8 protein-coding genes are annotated in these 22,594 nt (G+C 59.1%); 4 read left to right on the top strand and 4 right to left on the bottom strand.

What is annotated here, in order from left to right:
• Nucleotides 1-14: 14 nt before the first annotated feature.
• Together ACI3GR_RS07285 and ACI3GR_RS07280 are read right to left on the bottom strand one after the other, a co-directional pair.
• Nucleotides 15-908: a PfkB family carbohydrate kinase gene (locus tag ACI3GR_RS07285; RefSeq protein WP_407493421.1), complete on the bottom strand. Its 894-nt coding sequence runs from the start codon at nt 906-908 to the stop codon at nt 15-17.
• A gap of 49 nt (nt 909-957) precedes the next feature.
• Nucleotides 958-1,761 (bottom strand): DUF4198 domain-containing protein, encoded by an 804-nt coding sequence (locus tag ACI3GR_RS07280; RefSeq protein ID WP_407493420.1) that lies wholly within the window; start codon nt 1,759-1,761, stop codon nt 958-960.
• Here ACI3GR_RS07280 and ACI3GR_RS07275 point away from each other — a divergent pair.
• The 3 genes from ACI3GR_RS07275 (at nt 1,742) to tsf (ending at nt 4,845) form a co-directional block, all read left to right on the top strand.
• Nucleotides 1,742-2,908 (top strand): HupE/UreJ family protein, encoded by a 1,167-nt coding sequence (locus ACI3GR_RS07275; RefSeq protein ID WP_407493419.1) that lies wholly within the window; start codon nt 1,742-1,744, stop codon nt 2,906-2,908. The genes ACI3GR_RS07280 and ACI3GR_RS07275 overlap by 20 nt on opposite strands.
• Before the next feature lie 185 nt (nt 2,909-3,093).
• Nucleotides 3,094-3,861, top strand: coding sequence for a 30S ribosomal protein S2 (gene rpsB, locus ACI3GR_RS07270; protein ID WP_407493418.1), 768 nt, complete (start codon nt 3,094-3,096; stop codon nt 3,859-3,861).
• A gap of 102 nt (nt 3,862-3,963) precedes the next feature.
• Nucleotides 3,964-4,845: a translation elongation factor Ts gene (tsf, locus tag ACI3GR_RS07265; protein WP_407493417.1), complete on the top strand. Its 882-nt coding sequence runs from the start codon at nt 3,964-3,966 to the stop codon at nt 4,843-4,845.
• Between the two features lie 49 nt (nt 4,846-4,894).
• On the opposite strand, the gene ACI3GR_RS07260 is transcribed toward tsf, so the two are convergent.
• Both ACI3GR_RS07260 and ACI3GR_RS07255 read right to left on the bottom strand, forming a co-directional pair.
• Entirely contained in the window at nt 4,895-5,506 is a 612-nt protein-coding gene (locus tag ACI3GR_RS07260) for a DNA-3-methyladenine glycosylase I (RefSeq protein WP_407493416.1), read from the bottom strand.
• Nucleotides 5,507-6,269: 763 nt separating this feature from the next.
• Nucleotides 6,270-6,602, bottom strand: a complete 333-nt coding sequence (locus ACI3GR_RS07255) for a hypothetical protein (protein ID WP_407493415.1) — start codon at nt 6,600-6,602, stop codon at nt 6,270-6,272.
• A gap of 84 nt (nt 6,603-6,686) precedes the next feature.
• On the opposite strand from ACI3GR_RS07255, the gene ACI3GR_RS07250 reads away from it, so the two are divergent.
• Nucleotides 6,687-22,547, top strand: coding sequence for a hypothetical protein (locus ACI3GR_RS07250; protein ID WP_407493414.1), 15,861 nt, complete (start codon nt 6,687-6,689; stop codon nt 22,545-22,547).
• Nucleotides 22,548-22,594 lie beyond the last annotated feature (47 nt).

Below are 22,594 nucleotides of genomic sequence, written 5' to 3'. Positions count from 1 at the left end.
TCAGAGGGCAAAAATCAAAGGGCGTTGTCGCCAGAAACATACCGTGCGGCTGCGGTCAGCGCGCGGTCCAGCGCGTCTTGCCGGCTGGCGCCGTCGCCTTCGGCGGCAATATGGGCGGCCATAAAGGTATCGCCTGCGCCGGTGACGCGGGTAACCAGCACTTCGGGCGGGGTTCCGATAACGGTGCCTGTCGCGTCCGCTTCGGCGGCGCATTTGCCGCCGTCGGTGACGATCACTCGCCGCGCACCGCGTTTTATCAATGCTTCCGCAGCCTTAGGCGCATCTGAAAAGGTGTTCTGGCACAGGATCCCGGCCTCTTCTAGGTTCACGTAGAGCATGGCACGCCCGTGATCGAGGAAGGGAATCAATCGTTCTGCTTTGCCCGGAGAGGCAGGGGCGACGCGCAGATCGGCGGCCGCAAAGGCGGGCGAAGTTGCAATCTTATCAAGCAATTGCCGGGTAAGGTTACCATCTAGCGCGATCTTGCCCTGATACGGCGAAACGTCCGTTCCGAAATCACCATTTGTCAGCGGTTTCAATATCTTATCGCCCGCAGCCTCAAGCGAATGCGCGTCTGCGATGGCGGCGATCAGGCCGTTCGCCCCTTCGACCGCCATGTAGCGATCGGTTGGCAAATCGTCAGAGCGATAGATGTGATCCGTCACCATCCCCATATCGGCGCAGGCTTTGACCAGTTCTTCGCCCTCGGCGTCGCGACCAACGGCGGTCAGCAGCGCGGGGGTCAGGCCAAACCGCGCGACGGCCATGGCAATATTCATGGCCACGCCGCCGGGTAGACGGGTGATGCGCCCCGGCACGTCAGAGCCCTGCCGCATGACGCTGGCAGAACGTCCGATGATGTCCCAAAGGACCGATCCGATGCACAGGATATCCGGGGTCTTTGTCATGCGACCTATGTGCCCGTCCCGTCGGGACGGGGCAAGAGATATCGCCGGGTCAGCCGGGGATGGCGAAGGTCGTGTTGGCCCAAAGGCTTTCCCACATCACATCTGCCTTGATCGCGGCGTCGCTTTCCGGTTCGCGCAACACGACTGAATCGATCTGATAGGAGTGGCCCGGCTTGACCGGCAGGGTCACAACCCCGTCAGCGTCGGTGCGGTGCAAGGTGCGTGTGACGGCGTCATCCGCCTTTTCCCACATCTCCACCTGCACGTCGGCGCGCGGCGTACCTTTGTAAAGCAGAACGGCCGATACGGTATCAATATCATCGGCGAAGGGGTTGGTTTGCAACACGAATTCCGTCGGCATCCCAACCTCAACATCCTGACCATCGCTGTTGCTGCTGCCGATCAGGGTTTTTGAAAAGCGCCAGTAGCCTTCTGTGACGTTTTCCTGCGGTAGACCGCGTTCGGAATGCGCGTTCTGGAACCAAGGGAAGTCTTTATGTTCCGCAAACAAAAGAGTTTTTTCCCAAGAGTCGTAGGTCAGCCGTGACATGGTTGACGCGTAGGCGATGGTGGTTAGTCCATCCTGAACCTCAACGCTGATCCCCGGAAGGTCGCCCGGCAAGCCTTTGTAATCTTTGGCTTCATCGCCGTTATGGACGGTGACTTGGTCGATCCGGCGGTCGAACCAGCTAAGTTCGGTGCCGTCAAAGTCCTGACCGTTGAAAAGCTGCACGCCCACAGTTGCCCCGGTTTCCGCTTGATACCTCTCCGGTTCGAGCCAAAACTCATGGGAGAGGGTCGGCGTAGCCACGGCCGCGAACAGGGAAGAGATGATGAAAGTTTTGAATGTCATGCGCACCAAGCTGCGGTTTGGGCGCGGCCTGTCAAGGGCGGTCGCATTGGGTGTCGCGGTTGTGATGGCGGGTGTCGCGGGGCAGGGCCGGGCGCACGAGGTTCTTCCGACCATCATCCAGCTGTCGACCGAAGGCCAGGACGTCCGGCTGGAAATGCGCATGAACGCCGAAGCCTTCGTCGCGGGCATCGATCTGGACGGGCTGAAGGATACCAACACCTCGGATCGGTCCGACATCTACGACGACCTGCGCGCTTTGCCGTCTGATGAGATGGCCGACCGCATTCGCAACAGCTGGCCCGAGATTTCCCAAGGTATGATCCTGTCCGCCGATGGCACCGACATTCCGCTGAGCTTGCGCGATATAGAGGTGAGCGAGGTCGGCAATGTCGATCTGGCCCGTCCGTCGCGTGTCATTCTGACCGGAGAGATGCCCGATAGCACCAAAGCGCTGACCCTGACATGGCCTGACGGTCACGGCACGCTGGCCCTGCGTCACACCGGGGTCGAAGACGGTTACGCCGGGTATCTGGATGGTGGAGAGACGAGCGAGCCGATCACGCTGCAGGGCGGGCAGGCAGCCACGGGGCTGCAGGCCTTCGTTCAGTATATCCCCATCGGCTTCGATCATATTCTGCCCAAGGGGCTGGATCATATCCTGTTCGTGCTGGGCCTGTTCTTCCTGTCACCGACGCTGCGTCCGCTGTTGTGGCAGATCTCGGCCTTCACGCTGGCGCATACGGTGACCTTGGCGCTTGGCGCGCTTGGCGTGGTCAATGTACCCGGCAGCATTGTTGAGCCGCTGATCGCCGCATCCATCGCCTTTATCGCGATCGAGAATATCTTTGCGACCGGCCTGACTAGATGGCGACCCTTTGTCGTCTTTGGGTTTGGCTTGCTGCACGGGCTTGGATTCGCCAGCGTGCTGCAGGAGTTCGGGTTGCCGCAGGATCAGTTCATTCCGGCGCTGATCGGGTTCAACGTGGGTGTTGAACTGGGGCAGCTTACGGTGATTGCGCTGGCGTTTTTGGCCGTGGGCGCGTGGTTCCGGCATAAAACCTGGTATCGTCCGGGGATTGCCATCCCGGCCTCGGCCGTGATCGCCTGCATTGGGCTTTACTGGGCGGTTGAGCGGACGTTTTTGTAAAAGCCCGTATAATAAAGCCATGATCCGGGTTTCCGGCCTTGCCAAGGGGCAGGGGGCGGTGTAAGGCACCGCCACTCAATCCCGCAGGTGGGGTCGGGCCCTTGGACAGACATCCCCAATGGTCCACCGGTTGAAGCATTCCGCTTCTCACCCCCGCCGAGGCGTAAACCGGAAAGGATAAAGACATGGCTCTTCCTGAGTTCACCATGCGTCAGCTGCTGGAAGCTGGCGTTCACTTTGGCCACCAGACGCAGCGTTGGAACCCCCGTATGGGCGAGTTCATCTATGGCGCGCGCAACGGCATCCACATCATGGACCTGACGCAGACCGTTCCCATGCTGGACGCGGCGCTGAACGTCATCCGCGAAACCGTTGCAAAGAACGGCCGCGTTCTGTTCGTCGGTACCAAGCGTCAGGCCGCAGCGCCGATCGCCGAAGCCGCTGAGAAATGCGCACAGTACTACATGAACCACCGCTGGCTGGGCGGCACGCTGACCAACTGGAAAACCGTGTCCCAGTCGATCAACCGTCTGAACGAGATTGACGAGAAGCTGGGCGCTGGCGCCGAAGGCCTGACCAAGAAAGAGCGTCTGGGCATGGAGCGTGATCAGGAGAAGCTGACCGCATCCCTTGGCGGCATCCGTCAGATGGGCGGCGTTCCCGATTTGCTGTTCGTCATCGACGTGAAAAAAGAACAGCTGGCCATCGCCGAAGCCAACAAGCTGGGTATCCCGGTTGTGGCCGTGGTTGACACCAACTGCTCGCCCGATGGCATCGACTACATCATCCCGGGCAACGACGACGCGGCCCGCGCGATCTCTCTCTACTGCGATCTGGCATCGCGCGCTGCGCTGGACGGCATGACCGCTCAGCTGGGTGCCGCAGGTGTTGACGTGGGCGAGATGGAAGAAGCGCCGGCAGAAGAAGCTGTTGAGGAAACCGCAGAGGCGTGATCCTTCTGTCCCGGCCGCATCAGGCCGGGACGCTACAAAATTGTCATGGGTCGCGGCTAAACCCGCGGCCAGACCCTTTTTCAAGACATGAGGAGAGCCGATATGGCGATCACTGCAGCACAGGTTAAAGAACTGCGCGAAATGACCGGCGCGGGCATGATGGATGCGAAAAAAGCGCTGACCGAAACCGATGGCGACATGGATGCCGCAATCGATTGGCTGCGCACCAAAGGTCTGGCGAAAGCCGCCAAGAAAGCGGGCCGTACCGCAGCCGAAGGTCTGGTGGCCGTGGCCGTTGACGGTGGCAAAGGTGTTGCTGTCGAAGTGAACTCGGAAACCGACTTTGTTGGTAAGAACGCCGAATTCCAGTCGATGGTGAAGAGCATCGCCGACGCCGCGCTGACCGTGTCGGACGTTGACGCCCTGAAAACTGCCGATCTGGGCGGCAAGACCGTTGAAGAAACGATCAACAACAAGATCGCGACCATCGGTGAGAACATGACCCTGCGCCGGATGGACTCCATCGAAGGCGATCAGGTTGTGACCTATGTGCACAACGCTGTGGCCGACGGCATGGGCAAGATCGGTGTTCTGGTTGCACTGAAAGGCGACAACGAAGCCTTTGGTAAACAGGTTGCGATGCACGTCGCTGCTGCCGATCCGCGCCCCCAAGCGCTGACCGAAGCCGAAGTCGACGCCTCCGTGATCGAAAAGGAACGTCAGGTTCAGATCGACATCGCGCGTGAATCCGGCAAGCCGGAGCAGGTGATCGAGAAGATGATCGAAGGCCGGATGAAGAAGTTCCTGTCCGAAATCACTCTGGTCAACCAAGCCTTTGTTGTGAACCCCGACCTGACCGTTGGTGCCGCAGCCAAAGAAGCCGGTGTTGAGATCCTTGGCTACGTCCGTCTGGAAGTTGGCGAAGGCATCGAGAAAGAAGTCGAAGACTTCGCTGCTGAAGTTGCAAAGGCCGCTCAGGGCTAAGCCTTAGCGTCATTTGATAAGAAAAGGCCGGGGATTTCCCCGGCCTTTTTCATTTGGGACGCGTCAGTGTCGCGCGTGTTTGCGACACCGCATCGCGCATGTGGCAGCCCAAAGCGTGGTCGTTTACCAGCCCCATGGACTGCATGAAGGCAAAGACGGTCGTTGGGCCTAGGAACTTCCAGCCGCGCTTTTTCATGTCTTTGGACATGGCGATGGCCGATGGGCAGGTGGTCATGCTTTGTGGTTCGCCCAGCTCATTCTCTGACGGCTCCCATGCCCATACGTAGGCCGCCAGAGAGCCGTGTTCTGCCACCAGATCCTGCGCACGGGCGGCGTTGTTGATGACGGCGTCGATCTTGCCCTTGTGGCGGATGATGCCCGCGTCGTTCAGAAGGCGGGTTTTATCGGCGTCATCGAATTTAGCTACGGCGTCTAAGTCAAAGTTTTTAAACGCAGATCGGAAGTTGTCACGCTTTGCCAGAATGGTGCGCCAGCTTAGGCCGGACTGAAAGCTTTCAAGGCAGAGCTTTTCGAACAGATGGCGGTCATCCGTGATGGGCCAACCCCATTCATCGTCGTGATACGGGATGAAATCCGATGTTTGTTGCACCCAGAAGCAACGATGTTTGCCATCTGGGCCTTGGATCAGCTTGTCTGCCATGTGGTGTCCGGTGATTTTCTGTAACTAGGACCAGATACCAGAGTGGTCCGGGCGTCAAATGCGTAAACTCTAAGGGATTGGGAAATCCCTTATAAATATGGAGATACGCAACTCTTATATTTACATAATACAGATTATACGGACTAATGATGCTGCTTTTGAACCTGGTGATGATCAGCCCCCCGCCATGAACTGGATACCAGATTTGGCCTCGTCTCAAGTTGCGCTTGCGCTGCGCGCGATCAAACCGTTTTCGACGCAGGCCTTTTCTGAGACGTTCGACTGTCGATGAACACGTCTGTCGATCTAAGGCGTATCAGAACACGACCGCGCCTGTCCGTCGGTGCGCTGCCGACTTTCGTCTTGCCCCTGTTTGGTCTCTGACTGCTTACCCGGTGTCGAAGTATTTTGAGCGCAGCGCTCCTCCACGCCCCAAGATCGTCCTGATGCAGGATCGGCCACCATGGCGACGCCGACCTTGTCTTCCTACCCATCTGGGCCTTCGCACCTTACCGGGTTGATCACTCCGAGGCGGCATTTCCATGCGTCTGGCCCGTCCAAGATCACCTGCACTTCCGCTAGGGAATCGATTGTCCCAAAAACGCTTTGAAACGGTCGAAATTCTGCTGATCAAAGCCCCATCGGCGGTTCCTAACCCGCAGACGCCTTGCGATTGGGCAAATTTTTGCCGGTTCCATCCTGCGAGCGGCCCTAAAATTGCCGCATGTCTTTACGTAGCGTTAACCGACTGAGGGTTAAGCAGTTATCCGAAAGTGACGCCAAAATGCACCGCGCGATTCCCCTTGGGAATGCTTATTAATATGACGCATTCTTGGCCGCCTTCGGCAATTTCCGAAAATAAAAACCTTTGGCCGACCCCACCCGCTGTGTAGGCTAAACACAATTCCGTGTGTGCAAGTTGACTGGCGTCCAAGCGCGTTTTGGCAGCCATGATGTTCAAATTCCGTTTTTCAAATTGGATTTTTTGCCAGTCGCACAGTGACAGATGAGTTGAACCGTCAGGGGTTTCGACATGGGCAAACATTTCCGCAACGAGTCGCTTATCCGAGCGCGCTATTTCGCCAATCGCCATCATCGCGATCGTCTGAAAGCCCAAAGACTTTTGGGCGGTGCCCGAAAAGGTCAGGACCGATACGCGGTTGAGCAGTTCGAGCCCCGTTTGCTGCTGGCTGCTGATACGTTTGCCGGCGATTACGAGGCCGCCTTTCTAGCCAACCCGCACGCCATTTCGGGCATGTCGATGGATTTCGATGATCTCTTCATCGAGATCTTCAACACGCTCGATCTGATCGAAGCCACCCCTGCCACGCTTGGGTCCTTGGATATCGACCTACCTGCCCTGCTGGACCGCGAAGACGGCGGCATCGCGCATCAGACGGTCGAGCTGGATGAGCTGATGCAGATTGCCGAAAAAATCGCGGAAGACGGCGATTTCGATCTGGTCGGACCCAGCAGTATCGATATCGCGGCGAATGACTGGCACGATTTCTATCAAGGTGACGGCGAAATAAGCCACTCAGATGCGATCCGTAACGCATTTGGCAGTCAGCTGATCGATCAAGCCGGTGATTTCTTTGCTGGGATATCATTCGATTCGTTTGTTAATTATATCAATGGCTTGTCCAGCGTTGCCATCGACATGCCGGATGACAATCTGGTTGGCACACCGACGACCAGCTACCTGCTGGACGTAAATGCCACTGGTGTGACAACCCAAGATGATGGTTTTGGGAACATCGTTTTAAGCTTTGGGCTGGAACTGGAAGTGGAGCGGACTGATACCTTCAGTCTGGACTTTGGACGCAATGCCGATCTTCTCAGCCTGATTTACGGCGCGGATGAAAGCGGCGATGCCGGGATGCCGGACATCAGCGTGACCTCTGGCATGAGCTTCTCGGCCGATGCCACCTTCTTTGTCTCGATTTCGTTCGATGATGGTGGGACACCGGGCGATACCTCGGATGACGAAACGACGATCACCTACAATAATGGCGCTCTTGGCCTAACGGGCGTGGACGCGCGTTTCGGGGCCGAAGCGGATGTCACCGGGCTGGCCTTCGATGCCCAGCTTGGGTTTCTTGAGATCGACGTTGAAGGTGATTTCGGGATGGAGGCTTTTGCCTCCTACTCCAACGCCGGCTTTCTAAGCCTGTTCTCTTTGTCCGGTCTGTCCTTGAATGACGCGGATATCGATGTGGCTGGCTCGCTCTCCGCGTCCTTTACCGCCAGCGCGGCGCTTGGCGGCTCGGGCGAGCTTAGCACCCTTGCGACCGAATTCGCGGGCCGTTCCTTCGAAATTGACGTCACCGTTGCGGATATCTTTGCCTCTGGTGCCCTGTTCGGCAGCGAAGATGGCAGCGTCGATCCGCGAACCGCACCCAAGGTGACCCTGGGCGGCACGGACTTTGACGCGTGGTTTGAGCCGTTCACCAACCTGAACGCCGATGAACTGCTGACTTATATTGCGCAGTTCCGGTCCTTCCTGCTGCAGTTCCAGAACGCGCCTGACCTGTTTGGGTTCGATATTCCGTTCATCGATGACGTGTCGCTGCTGGGGCAGGCATCGCTGCCTGATGATGCGCCTGCGGACGCCCTGCCCTATGATCTGCTTGATTGGGCCAGCCCGGTTCAGGCGCTGATCGACGGGCTTTACACCGAAGGCACGGGCAACGCCGCTAGCGCACTGCTGCCAGAGTTCGACAGCCTTCAGTCGCTGGTCGAAACGGCCTTTAATACGCCGCTCGTTGGCCTGTCGTTCAACGACGACCTTGGCGTTCTGGAGTTCAACTTGGAATTCGGCAACAGCACCCAGCTGTTGGACCAGGATCTGGATTTTAACTTCAACTTCGGTCCGCTTGAGAACTTCGACTTCGATGGCGACATCGATATCAACGGCGCGTTGACGCTAAGCTTCTTGATGGGCATCGACCTGGGCGGCGCGACCGAAGTGTCGATTGCGTCCAGCGAGGTCGGGCTGGGCCTGATCAGCCTGCATGATGGCAGCGGGTCGCGGGTCAATCTGAATTTCTCGAACCCCGCGCGGTTCAAGCTGCAGGTCAACGGCCTGCCCGCGTTCGATGTATCGGTGCCCGCCGAAGGGGGCGGCTATGCCTCGCTTGATGCGCTGGCGACAGCGCTGCAAACGGCGATCACGGACGCGATCAACACGACATTCGATCCGGGCGAACGTCCAACGATTGTCGTCGACAACATCGACGGTGACAGGATTTCGATCCGGGCGCCCGGCAATACCTTCCTGAAAATTGTTGAGATCGACGATACGGACCCGAACGACTTTAGCGCGCTCGGGTTTAATAATGGTCAGACGGCGAATGTCTCTCCCCTGCCCGACAACGGCGTGCTGAGCGGCACGGCCGAGTTCGATCTGGTTCTGGACGGCACCACTTATACCGTGTCGCTTGCGACCGATTCCGGGAATGGCGATATCGATGACCTGCTGGCCGATCTGGAAGCCGCCATTGCCGCGGCCGAGGATTCTGGCAACGTCGCCATCGGTGCAGGCCGTGTTGATGTGCGCGCGCCCCTGACAGGCGATGGGGCGTTCAAGCTGGTTCTTCTGGACGACTCCGTCACGTCGATGGAGCTGAGCGGCGCCAACGCAGTGGCCGTTACTGAACTTGGCCTGCGGAATACGGACCTAAGCTCTCGTGTGCAGTTGATCGGGGATCGCGAAATCTCCTTCTCTGGTATTGCCGTCGACGGGCTGCCCGCGGATGGCATCCTTGCCAACGATCTTGAGATCGACGTGACGCTGACCATCGAAGGGGTGGAAACAACTTACGATGTGATCGTCCCGGCCTCGGCCACCTATGGCATGATCGAAGGTCAAGCGGACGAGCGTGATAACGAAAGCCCAAGCGATCTTCTGGCCGATATTCGCGACGCGCTGCAGGCGGTCGAAGTGTCGGATGGCGTGACGCTTGGCGAATATTTTGAGCTCGACAATGACGACGAACAGCTGATCGTCCGGTCGTTCTTTGAGAATGTGGATGCAATCAGCATTTCCGACAACCTTGGTATCCTTGGCAATATCGAGGGCGTTCTGACCACCGGTCTGGCCTCTTCGGGCCAGTTCGAGGTCAGCGGTGTCGACCGGACCGATCTGGTCTTCCTGCTAGAGGTCACACAGACCGACGGCACGCTTTTGTCGCACGAGATCAATATCTCTGATGCGGGTAACGGCTCTATCGCGGATATCATTGCCGACATGAACGCTGATATCGCCGGATCGGCGATTGACGGCTTTGTTGCGGCCGGGACCGTAGGCAGCCGCCTGACCTTCGCGGCCATCAGTTCCGATGTGGCGTCGATCCGGATCAGTCAACTGGACGACAACGGCGCGGACAATGAAGAACGTATTCTGGGCCTTGAAAACGGCGCCAGTGCCGTGGCCCCGCCGGTGTCGGGTGCTTTTGCGGCGGATATCACGATCACGGCTGCGATTGACGCTGTGGCCAGCGGCTTTGGCGAAGTTGACCTCGGCTTCCTTGGCATTTCCGCCGGCGTGTCCGGCACCGCCAACGCCGACGTCAGTGGTACGCTGCGCGGGGGCGCTGTTCTGGGCCAAGACAATGCGATTGGGTTCCAGACCCTTTTCGATGCCGCCAGCGGCAAGCTGTACGACGGAACCAACACCGACGCAGTGGACGCAGGCCTGACGTGGATGGAGTTCCTTGGGCTGACCAGCGCGCCGGATGCGAACCTAAGCGGTGGTCTGGGGGCCGCGGTCAGCGGGGATGTCGAACTGACGTTCAGCGGCGTGAATGTCTCCGGGTCTGGCGGCGTTCTGGATGATATCGCCGCCTATATCGGCGCGATTGCCAATGCGACCGAGCGAGAGTTTACGCTGTCGGTGGACGATATCGTCGCCTTTGACCCGTCGGATATTATCCTGCCCGGCCTTGGGTCTTTGGATGAAAACCTTGCGGCCTTCTTTGCCTTCGACTTTGGCGATGTTCAGAACGCATTCCAGCAGGCCGGGGATTTCCTTGAAGGGGTGATGGACCTTGAGTTCCTTGGCACCGCCCTGCCCTTCGTCGGTCTGGACCTGTCCGAAGCTCTTGGCTTTGTCTCGGGGATCGAAGGGGTCATCGACTCCGTTCTCGAATTCGAGGTGGACACGGTTCAGGATCTGACCGACGCGGTCTATGCGGCGCTTGAAGCGGTTGGCGTCGACCCGGGCAGCATCAGTGACCTGATTGAATTCCAAGTGAATTCGCCCGGTGCGCTGGTCTTTAACCTTGGCTTTGACCGCGACTTTGGCGGCACCTTGCCCATCAACTTCTCTCTGGCCGACCTGATCGGGGATGCTTTCGAACTGCCGGGAATTGACCGGATTGCCGACCTGTCGGGCGCCGCCAACCTTGCGGCGAATTTCGGGGCCGATGTAAACCTAGCCTTCGGTGTCGACATCACAAATCCGCTGAACGCGCTGTTCATCGATACCGCGAACACCGGCATTTCGATCACGGGTGAGGCCGAGGCCTCCGAGGTCAGCTTTATTGGGGCTCTTGGTCCGCTGGCGGCCCTGATCGATGGCGGGTCGCTGCGTCTGGGCGGCGACAGCATCACGAACGAGATCTTCTCTCTCGACATGGCCGCATTGGGTGTTCCGAACAACCGGCTTGATCTGCTGGAGGTGCTGGACCCAGACAGCGCGAACAACTTTGCCAGCGTGTTTGACGACATCTTTAACACCGCGGACGTGCTGGACATCGATTTCAATTTCGATGCGGTCTTGCCTGTCTTCGTTCAGTTTGGCGGCGCCTCGACCTTTATCGGCAACCTGTCGTTTGACGCGATCGTCGACAGTTTCGAAGACCTCGATTTCTTCATTGATCCGGGTGATTTCGATTTCGGTACGCTGGAAGAGGTCTTCACCAACCTGCAGCTTCCCGATTTCGATCTGCTGGGCACCCTGTTCGGCGATGATTTCCTAGACAACCTTGGCCTTCTCGACACGATCCAGCTGTTTGTCGAAGGTCTGGACCTTGTGTTTGGCTCGCTTGGCGATCTGTTCACTGGCGAACTTCTGGGCCTTGATGGCATCGGGGACATCCCGCTGGTCGGCGATGCGTTCGAAGATGCGGGCCAGTTCTTTGATGACATTCGTAACAACCTGATCGCGCCGATTTCCGACCTGATTGACCAGTCGCCCGAAATCCTTGCGGGCGTTTTCGAGGATATTCTGGCGATCCTGAACGATACGCTGTCGCAGTTCACCGATGAAGCCTTTGGGCTTGCGCTGCGGTTTGTGAACGACGCGGGCGATACGCTGGCGGACCTGATCCAGACGGCCACATCTTCGTTTGATATCAACGAGGTCGGAGGAACCTTCACCGACCTTCTGGACCTGATCCAGCAGGCGCATGGTTTCGAAGTCGTGTTCAACTTTGGCGACACCTACGAAGTTGATCTGCCCGATGTCAGCTTCGGCTTGCCCGGCCTTGGGCTTGAGATCGAAGACAATGTCACCCTTGGCTTCATGTGGGACATCTTCTTCACCATCGGTTTGAACCTTGACGAAGGCCTGTATGTCGGCCTGGCCGACGGCGATGAGGCCGAAATCGAGCTGAAAGCGGCGCTGAACCTGCCGGATGAGACGACGATATCGCTCGGGTTCCTGTCGGCCAAACTGGACAATGAACGCAACGGGACCGTGCAAGACGGAAACGCGACCGGCGAATCCATCGAGATTGATTGGGAGACGCTGGAGAACAACGATCTATTCGGCTATTTCGCCTTTGACATCATCGCCGACGGCGGGACGCTTGGGATCGCCGATATTCCGACCGCATCCTTCGATGTCGGATATGGCGTTGGTGTCGATATCAACTTTGATGCGCGTCTGGGCGTTGGCGGTTTCATCCCGGACGGTGCCGCCAGCAACTTCCCCTCGATCATCGCAGATCTCGGACTGCAGGTTGGCTTTGGCAATTGGATCGGGATGACGGATCCCGGCCTGCCGGGGCTGCCGGAGGTGACGTTCAACGATGTCGGGCTGGATGTCGGTGAATTCCTGACCAACACGTTGCAGCCGGTCGTGTCCTTTGTGAACACGTATATCGAACCGATTCTGCCGCTGATCAACCTGCTGACGGATCCGATCCCGGTCATTTCTGACCTGAATGGTGAAGTGTCGCTGTTGGATATCGCGGCACAGTTTGGCGTTGTGGACCAAGGGCTTGTCGATGCGATTGAATTGATCGTCGGCATCCTGAACGATCTGGCTGCGCTGGACGTTGACGAAGGCGCGCTGGTCATCTGGCTTGTTGGTGGGCACAGCGTGTTCGGCATCGACAGCTTCTCACTGGGCGGTGAAAGTGAAGGTGTCGGCGACGAGCGTGTTGATCTGACCAATCCTGCAAGCCTTACCAGCTTTACGGATCCGACGCAGGCGTTCAGCAGCATCATCGGTGCCATCCCGGGCTTGGATGTCTTTGACGGGCTTCTGACCGAAGGGTCGTTGCAGTCGGGCCTGAACACTCTATCCGGCGGAACCTCTGGCGGGACTGGCCTGCTCAACAGCAACAGCTCGACCTCGGGTGGCGCGGGGCTTGTCTTCCCGTTCCTTGAGGATCCGACGCAGATCCTTGGCCTGCTCTTTGGTCGTGATGCGACGCTGATCGGGTTGGACTTGCCGCCGCTGGTCTTTGGCTTTGAATACAGTCAGTTCTTCTCGATTTGGGGCCCGATTGGCGTGACCCTTGGCGGTGCCTTCTCGGCCACGTTCGACTTTGACGTCGCCTTTGATACCTACGGGATCCGCAAGTTTGCCGAGAGTGATTTCAAGAACTTCGGCGCGGTCTTTGACGGGTTCTATTTCCTGGATGACAGCTTTGAAAACCCGGGCGTCGATAGCCCCGAGATTACACTGTATGGCGAAATCACAGCCGCGCTCGCCCTTAATATCGGTGTGGCCGAGGCGGGCGTCGGCGGTGGTCTGTTCGGCACCTTCACGGTGGACTGGAACGACCCGAACGGTGACTTGAAGGTCCGCTTTAGCGAGATTGCGGACAACATTGCAGCGAACGACGGTAACATCCTGTGTATCTTCGACTATCGCGTGTTCCTTGAGGCCAAGCTGTTCGTCTATGTCGAAGCGCTGTTCGGCCTGTTCGAGAAGCGTTGGTACTTTGGTCCCGAACTGCCGCTGATCGACGAAGACATTATCTGCCGCCCGGATCCGATCCTTGCCTCTGGCGAGGGCGATATCCTGCGCCTGAACATGGGCGACTACGCTTATGAGCGTAAGTACGAAGGTGAGCCGAGTGTTACCCTGAATGACGTAGACGAAATCTTCTTTGTCTACCAAAGCGGTAACGAAGTCCTGGTCGATGCGATCATCGATGGTCAGCACGTTGGCCAGCAAAGCTATGGCAACTCCAGTCAATACAGCCTTGTTCTGGGCCGTGCCGGTCTGGAAAGCGATGCCATCTTCATGGATGGCACGACCTATGCGGATTATGTCGGCGGCACCGGGCCCTCTCAGGGTGCGGTGATGATTGCCGGCGATCTGAAGGGTGACGTCGGGAATGACACGCTGGTCGGCGGCGCGATGTCCGACACGATCCTTGGCGACGAGGGCGATGACCTGCTGGTCGGTGGTGCGGCGCCGGATGTGCTGATTGCCGGTACGGGCAATGACCGGGCCAAGGGCGATGGCGGCAACGATACGATCCTTGGCGAAGACGGCAACGACACCCTGCTGGGTGGTGCCGGTGCGGACCTGATCGATGGTGACGTTGGCAACGACGTGATCGGCGGTGGCGATGATGACGACGTCGTCTGGGCGCGCGAAGGCAACGATATCATCGCCGGTGGCGGCGGCAACGACACGCTGTCCGGGTCGCTTGGCGATGACATGATCTGGGGTGACCTTGATCTGGTGCTGAATGCCGATTGCTTCCTTGAAACGGACGGCGACTCCCTGCCCCTGCTTCAGGCCCCCGTGGGCACAGACGGCAATGACGTTATCGGTGGCGGTGCGGACAATGACTGGATTTCGGGCGATGGCGGCAATGACTTTGTCTGGGGTGACAGCGATATCCGTGAAGGGGCGAACCGTTCGGTCGTCACTGCGGGTGCCAGCAATACCTACGTTGATCTAGAAACCGGTCAGACCGTTGTGGATCTGGATGCAGGTGACGGGCTGACGCAGAAATCCATCGTGGCACCGGGCCGCGGTGGGGCTGACGTGATTTCAGGCGGTGCCGGGGATGACACGTTGCTGGGCGAAGATGGCAATGACGTTCTGCGCGGCGATCAGTTCGACGACCTGAACGTGATGACGGACCGCTTTGTTGCGGGTCAGACCACCGACCGCGCCGGACGCGCGCTGAGCGGTTCTGGCAATGACGTCATGATCGGCGAAAAAGGCGCCGATGTGATCTTCGGCAACGGGGGCGACGACTGGGGCTTTGGCGGCTCGGGCACGGACTTCCTGCTGGGCAACGACGGTCACGACAGCCTGCGCGGCTCTGCCGGGCGTGACGTGCTGTTCGGGGACAATGGTGAGATCATCGTCTTTGAGAACGGTGACACGAACCGCGTGTTTGATGAGGGCGTCGCATCGAGCTATATGGCGACGACCTTCGACGCCTATCAGCTTAGCACTATCGATCCGACCATTGGCGGTGCTGATGACCTGATCGGCGGTATCGACGATGACGTGATCTTTGGCGGCACCAATGATGTTGCGACCGACGGCGAAGACACGATCGACGGTCAGGGTGGACGTGACCTGATTTTTGGCGATCACGGTCAGGCCGACTTTACCTATGACAGCGACATCGGCATTTCGCTGATGACCTACGCCTTTACCACGGACACTGGTAACGGAGATGGCGACATCATCTTTGGTGGTCTGGGTGAAGATACCGTCTTTGGCGGTACCGGAAGCGACCAGATTTCGGGCGATGCAGAAGGCGCGGATGATCCTCAGTCACCTGACGTGCTGCTGGGTGACTTTGGCCAGATGGAGCGTCTGCTGTCGCTGCGCCTGAAAAAGGGCTTCTTGTCCGAAATTTCGACCGACCTGAACGATGTTCGCATCGTCAATCTGGGCGCCACGGTGCTGGCGACCGAATACGGCGATGACACGATCACCGGTGGCGGCGCGGCCGACATCATGTTTGGCGGCCTCGGCATGGATACGCTGGATGGCGGGCTGAGCGAGGTCAATGCGACCAGCGTCAACGAAGAGATCACGCAGCGTGACATCATCGTCGGTGACGATGGATACCTGACATACGTGGCCGAAGGGGCTGATACGCTGTTCTGGGGTGACAGCGATCTGGTCGGCGATGACCAGCATCTGACCATCGATCTTGATAGCGGTCCGCTTGAGCTGACGCTGGATCTGGTCGAAACGCTGACCAATGTCGCGGCTGGCGATGCCGACCTGATTTCGGGCGGCGCACATGCGGATATCATTCTGGCCGGTGGTGGCGCGGATGTCGTCTATGGCGATGCGGATATCGCGGGCAACAATGCATCGACCGACGACGATGGCATTGATGTTGTCATCGGCGATCAGGGCTTCGTCGCCCTGACCGAAGCCCTAATCCGGGCGGTGGCCTCCAACGCCACCAGCAACGTGCAGGGCGGCGGTGACACGGTGCGCGGCAACGCGGGCAATGACGTGATCATCGGCGGTGTCAGCAATGGCGGCACCGACAGTCTGACGGGTGGCTTGGATGACGATATGATCCTTGGGGACGAGGGCGTCGTGCTCTTTACCTTCGATGATGGGATCAACGTACGCGACCGTATCTACACCACGCAGTTTGCGTTGGGCGGCGCGGATATTATCGAAGGCAACCAAGGGTCGGACATCGGGATCGGTGGCACCGGGGCGGACTCCATCTTTGGTGATAATCAAGACGCCGACGTCCTGCCCGGAAGCGACCTGTTGATCGGTGACCAGGGTGAGATCGAGTATTTCAACGTCTCTGGCACCGACACGTCAGAAATTGACTATGTCCGGTCCACGGATACCGCTGACGCCGATGGCGGCGCGGACACGATCGAAGGCGGTGACGGCGGTGACATCATCATCGGCGGTGTGCTGAGCGATCATCTGTATGGCGAGGCGGATAACAGCCTTCATATGGGCGGCACCGGTAGCTTTGGTGACGTGATCCTGGGGGATGAGGGCGAGGTGCGCTACCGCGAGGAAGAGGCGCGCTATGGTCTGACCAACGACAGCAGCACCATCGACGAAATCCGTACAACCCAGTTTGGCTTGGGTGCGGGCGACTTCATCTTTGGCAACAAGGGTGACGATACCGCGATGGGCGGCACCGCGGCCGATGAAATCTATGGCGACAATCTTGATGGAGAGCTGATCGCTGGCGCAGGCGACGATCTGCTGATCGGTGACCAGGGCGAGGTTCTGAACCGGACCTTCAATCTGCCGACGCTCAGCGTCGCTGTGCTGGACCAGATCCGTTCGACCGATCTGTCCGATGCGGACGGTGGTGCCGACACGATCGAAGGCAACGACGGGTCTGACGTCATCATCGGCGGTGTGCTGGGCGACCTGCTGCATGGTGAGGCAGACGCCCCTGCCCTTGTCGGCCTTGGCGGTACGTTCGACGACATCATTCTGGGTGACGAAGGCGAGGTGACATATGACACCACGAACCCGTTTGACCGTGAACGTGAAACCATCGCCACAAATCTGACCAATCCGGGCTCTGGCTTTGCCGAGCTTGGCGCGTCGGACCTGATCTTCGGCAATCAGGGCAATGACGTTGCCCTTGGTGGAACGGCGGGCGACCAGATCTACGGCGACATCTACTACGCTGGTAATGCGCTGGCGATGAACAACACCTGGGCGGGCGGCAACGACGATATCCTGCTGGGTGACTACGGTCTGATCACTTACAACGATCACGACACGTTCGGGGGTGTGGAAGATACGTCCACCAGCTATGTCGACACCATCCAGACGACCGATCCATCGCTGGGCGGGTCTGACACCGTGGCGGGCGACGATGCCGACGATATCGTCATCGGCGGGGCCTTTGGCGACAACCTGTATGGTGAGCAAAGCGCCGCCCTTCTTTGGCTGACTGCTGGCCGTTCAGGCAACGACATCCTGATGGGCGACAATGCCGAGATCAACTATGCGCTGGATAGCATTGAATCCGGTGCAAGCGGCGCGTCGGTCCAATTGGACATCGACCTGAGCACCCGTGACCGCATCATCACCACCGACCAGAACGACGGTGGCAACGACACCATGTTCGGCAACGGCGGCGACGACGCGCTGATGGGCGGCACCTTTGCCGACCTGATGTGGGGTGACAGCGGCGACGGCGGTCTGTTGGGCGGCGGTGCTAGCGAAAGTGACCCTGACGGCGCGGACCTGATGCTGGGCGACCACGGCGTTCTGTATGACGACGTGGCGCGGGCTGCGGCGGCTGGAACGTCCGTCACCTGGAACGACTTTGTGCTGTCTCAGTTCATCACGGCCGCTGATGGCGGCGAAGGTGACATGATGTTCGGCAACGGAGCCGATGATGTCATGATGGGCCAGCAAGGTGACGACGTGATGTTCGGTGGCACCGGCAACGATGACATGATCGGTGGCCATAATGTCGAAGATGGCATCGATGAACAGGACGGCGATCTGACCGGCGATGATTACGATCTGCTGGCGGACGGTCTGGCCGGGATGACCCCGCTGGATATGGACAACACCAACGACGTCATGGACGGCGGCACCGGTGCCGACGTCATGGCGGGTGACAACGCCGCTATCGTACGCCAGATCGAAAATACCTCGCCGCGGATGCAGCTGGTTGGTCCGGGCGGCGCGATGTACTCCATCTCGACCTATGACGTGGATGGGTACGCGGCTGAAACGATCTCGATTGACGAGGCGATCACGGCCAATATTGCCGGGGTGGACCAGAACAACCCGGATCACGTGGCCAACGGCTTTATTGCTGGTCGGGACGTGACCATTCTGGATCACGACATTGACATTCAGAACGGTGCGGCAGGTGCCCCCGGTGATGCGCATGCCTTCGGGAATGATATCATGGCCGGTGCCGCTGGCGATGATGAGATGTGGGGCCAGCTGGGCGACGACATCATGCAGGGTGACGGCGCGATCGAACTGGTCGTGGCGCCGCTGGATCAGGCTGGCAACTTTGATCCGACGCAGGGCGCGGATCCGTCGTTCTTTATCCCCTCTGATCTGGATGATGAGGGTGGAGACACCTCTGAACCCTACGATTACGTCGCGCTGAACGTCGATGAAGTCACTGCCTATGGTCTGAACTTCCGCGTGGCCGAGTCCACGGACGATGGCGACGACTACATGGAAGGCGGCGCCGGTAACGACCGGATGTACGGCAACCTTGGGTCCGATGATATGATCGGCGGGTCCTCGTCGCTGTTCGGTCTGGCGACCGATGGTCTGATGACGGGCCCGGATGAGCTGCGCCCGGACGGGGCCGACCTGATGTACGGTGCCGCCGGTGTGGCGGAACGTCTGGCACGCGGTGCCACTGACGATCACGACCATGGCTTCGATTCAGACACGATGCTGGGCGACAACGGCAATATCTACCGCATCATCGCCGCTGATCTGTCCTACGAGTCTTTCGATTACGACGATTCTACCACGGACCTGATCATCCCGCGGGCGGTTACGCTGCTGGACTACGGCTACGACGCGAACTTTGACGCTAGCGCCGAGTTTATGTCGCGTTTCACCATGGTGTCTTCGCTGGATACCACGGGCTATGGCGCGGGCGATCTGATGTATGGTGAGGCTGGCGACGACTTCATGCATGGTCAGACCGGCGATGACGTGATGTTCGGCAATGCGGGCGACGATGCGCTGCATGGCGAACGCGGCAACGACATCCTCTACGGTGGCACCGGTCAGGACGGTATCCTTGGCGATGACGGCCTGCTACGTAAGGCGCGCATCCCGCTCGAAGCGAACGGCAACGGCGAAGAGCTGATGGTCGAAACGCTCTGGGGGATCAACCACACGCTTCAGGTCAACGAGGAGATCTCGACCCCCGGCAATCTGCAACGCTCGATCATCAACATCGAGGGTGCGCTATATGTCGAAGCCGATCTGCTGGCCTTCCGCACCGGAACGGACGCGGGTGATCAGCAGTTCAACGACATCATCTTTGGTGGCTGGCAGTCCGATTGGATCCACGGCGGTGAAGGTGATGACGCGGTCTCGGGCGCTGAGGCCCTGCCCTTCTATTACTCGGCTGCTGGCTCTGACTTCACCACCATCAACACGCTGCTTGCGTCGATGCAGAACGGCTCCAGCTTGTTTGACGCCGAGAACCCGGCGCAGCCCCTGCCCTTCTGGTCGGCGTTTGCCCTGTACAACCCCGGTGAAATTCTGCGCCACGAAGGCAAGATGACCGGCGACGACGTGCATCAGAACTTCGGTAACTTCGAAGCGGAATTCGCCGCCTACGACAGCTACAACCCGCGTGACCGTGTGTTTGTCGACACCGAAACGGGCCTGTCGGTTCCGATCGAGGTGCTGATCGCCGCCTACAACTTCGATCCTGAAACAGGCGTCCTGCCTGACGGTGTCATCGAGTTCATCCTGAACTTCGAAACCGAAGGCGAAGGTCAGACCGAAGCGGACATCGCCGCAGGTGACTCTCAATACCTTGGCTTCCCAGTCGATGGTGTCACGCTGTGGAATGACGGGGATGACCGCATCTTTGGCGATCTCGGCAATGACTGGATCGTGGGCGGCACGGGCCGTGACAACATGTACGGCGGGCGTGGCAACGACCTGCTGAACATGGATGACGAGCATAACACAAATGGGATGCTCAACGACGATCCGGATGCTTATCAGGCCTATGGCGACATTGCCTATGGCGGTGCGGGTCGGGATGTTCTGATCCTGAACACCGGTGCGGACCGGTCAATCGACTGGGTGGGCGAGTTCAACTCTTACATCGTGCCCTTCAGCCCGTTCGGCGCCTTCCACATCTCCCGCTCTCTCCAGCCGCAGTTGGCCGAATATCTGCTGGACCTCTCCGAAGCCGATGGTGCGGATCGCACCGGACCCGATCTGGGGCTCTACCTCGAACACAAGTCCGAGGACGTTAAGACCTATGATCCGGACGCCGACCGCAACCTTGAGCCCTTCGGTGAGCTTGGCATGGTCCGTCAGCAGGACTTTGACTGGGGCGACCAGACCGGCGCACCGGCAGACCCGCAGGCTGGCAACATCCAGGGCAAGCGTGAAATCATGCGCCGCGCCCTCTTCTCGGATGAGCCGCTGCAAGGTGGCGGCGGTGGAAACGGTGGCAACGGCGGCGGCAACGGCAATGCCCAAGGCTTCGCCGCAACCGCGGGAACCTGGCAGGTTCAATCCGGCAGCTTTGACGCCGACCCTGTGATCCTTGGTGAAGAAGCGGTGTCGCTGTTCCATCTGGGCGAACAGCAGCCCGAGTACATGGAACTGCTGGCGACCGTGAACATGGAGAAGGACAAGCAGGGCTGGGGATCGAACGGCTTTGTGATCTTTGACTACCAAGACGAGAACACGTTTAAGTTCGCGGGTGTTGATGCGGCCACCGACAAGATCCAGATCGGGGAACGGACCATTGATGGTTGGAACGTTCTGACCCAGTCCAACATGCAGATGCGGGATGGGACGAACTACAACCTGACCGTGGCGCTGAACGGCACGCTGGCGACGATCTATGTGAACGGTCAGAACGCGACCAGCCACAACTTTGGCGATCCGCTGAATGACGGCTATATCGGTCTGGCGACCAACGGGGCCCGCGCGTCCTTTGACAACTGGCAGGTGCAGAAACTGCCGCCGGTCATCACCTTCGAAAACACCTATGGCTTTGATGCCGACATGGGCGATCTTTCGGCGCAATCCGGGCTGTGGTCCGTATCGGGCGGCCGCCTTGATGCTGCTGTCAGCGATGGCTTTGCGCTGGCGGCGACGCCGATCGACGTGGCGCTGTATTCGATGGTCGAAGTGGAAAGCGTCTTTGAGACCGACGATACCGCTGGCGTGGTCTTCGACTACTACTCGGACACCAACTTCAAGTTCGCCGCCCTGGACAGCGCGCTGGGTCAGGTGGTCATCGGCCATGTGACGGATCGCGGCGTCAATATCGACGTCAGCGCCGATGTGGACCTTTCCGGGTCGGGCGATCATACGCTGGTCGTGCGGATGCTGGGCTCTGGCGTCAGTGTTTCGCTAGATGGCACGTCCGTTGTCGGTCACGCCTATGGCGCGATCCTGAACGACGGTGGTGTCGGGGTGATGGCGCTGGATGGCGCTGCCAGCTTCGAGACGGTCACCGTGCGCGGCGACGATCCCGCGTATGGTGGTGAGCCGGAGGCCGAAGCGCTGGTCGCAGACAGCATCAGCGAGGGTATCGCAGCCCAAGACGCACTGGATGCGGAACAGCTGGCCGAAATGGCAGCGGTCGCCTTGCAGATGTGGGCGGATGAGCTGGGCGTCGCGGTCGAAGACCTTGGGATTTCGGTCGAAGACTTTGTCATCGCCGACTTCGACGGTGCCACGCTGGCGCAGGAAGACAATGGCACGATCTATGTCGATGCGGACGCGGCCGGCCATGGATGGTTCATCGATGAAACCCCCGGTGATGACGTCGAGTTCGAAGACGGCACTGGTCCTGACGGGATTGATCTTTTGTCGGCCCTGATCCACGAAATCGGCCACGCGCTGGGTGAGGACCACACCGGCGCCGCCGATGGTACCGTGATGGACCCGACCCTGTCGGAAGGTGAGCGGCTAAGCTTTACCACCGCGGATGCAGGTTTTGCCGATGAAACCGGAGAAGACGTTGCGATTGAAACCGATGGTGACATCGACTGGGTCGCTGATCCTGAACCGACCAATGGCAAGTCCGGCAAGAAGGGCAATCGTCCCGATTACCTTTATGAGTTGGACAATCTGGACGGTGTCACCACCGATCCCTACGACTATGCCGCTGAATGACCCAGCTTAGGGGGCCGGTAAGTTGCCCGGCCCCTGAATTATCCGGA

Source organism: Pseudooceanicola aestuariicola (assembly GCF_045763785.1).
Lineage (GTDB): Bacteria > Pseudomonadota > Alphaproteobacteria > Rhodobacterales > Rhodobacteraceae > Pseudooceanicola.
This window is presented reverse-complemented; position numbering and strand designations above follow the sequence as displayed.

Coding starts and splice junctions, on each gene's coding strand:
- ACI3GR_RS07285 (WP_407493421.1), bottom strand. CDS start 908: ATGACAAAGACCCCGGATATCCTGTGCATCGGATCGGTCCTTTGGGAC.
- ACI3GR_RS07275 (WP_407493419.1), top strand. CDS start 1,742: ATGAAAGTTTTGAATGTCATGCGCACCAAGCTGCGGTTTGGGCGCGGC.
- ACI3GR_RS07280 (WP_407493420.1), bottom strand. CDS start 1,761: ATGACATTCAAAACTTTCATCATCTCTTCCCTGTTCGCGGCCGTGGCT.
- rpsB (WP_407493418.1), top strand. CDS start 3,094: ATGGCTCTTCCTGAGTTCACCATGCGTCAGCTGCTGGAAGCTGGCGTT.
- tsf (WP_407493417.1), top strand. CDS start 3,964: ATGGCGATCACTGCAGCACAGGTTAAAGAACTGCGCGAAATGACCGGC.
- ACI3GR_RS07260 (WP_407493416.1), bottom strand. CDS start 5,506: ATGGCAGACAAGCTGATCCAAGGCCCAGATGGCAAACATCGTTGCTTC.
- ACI3GR_RS07255 (WP_407493415.1), bottom strand. CDS start 6,602: ATGATGGCGATTGGCGAAATAGCGCGCTCGGATAAGCGACTCGTTGCG.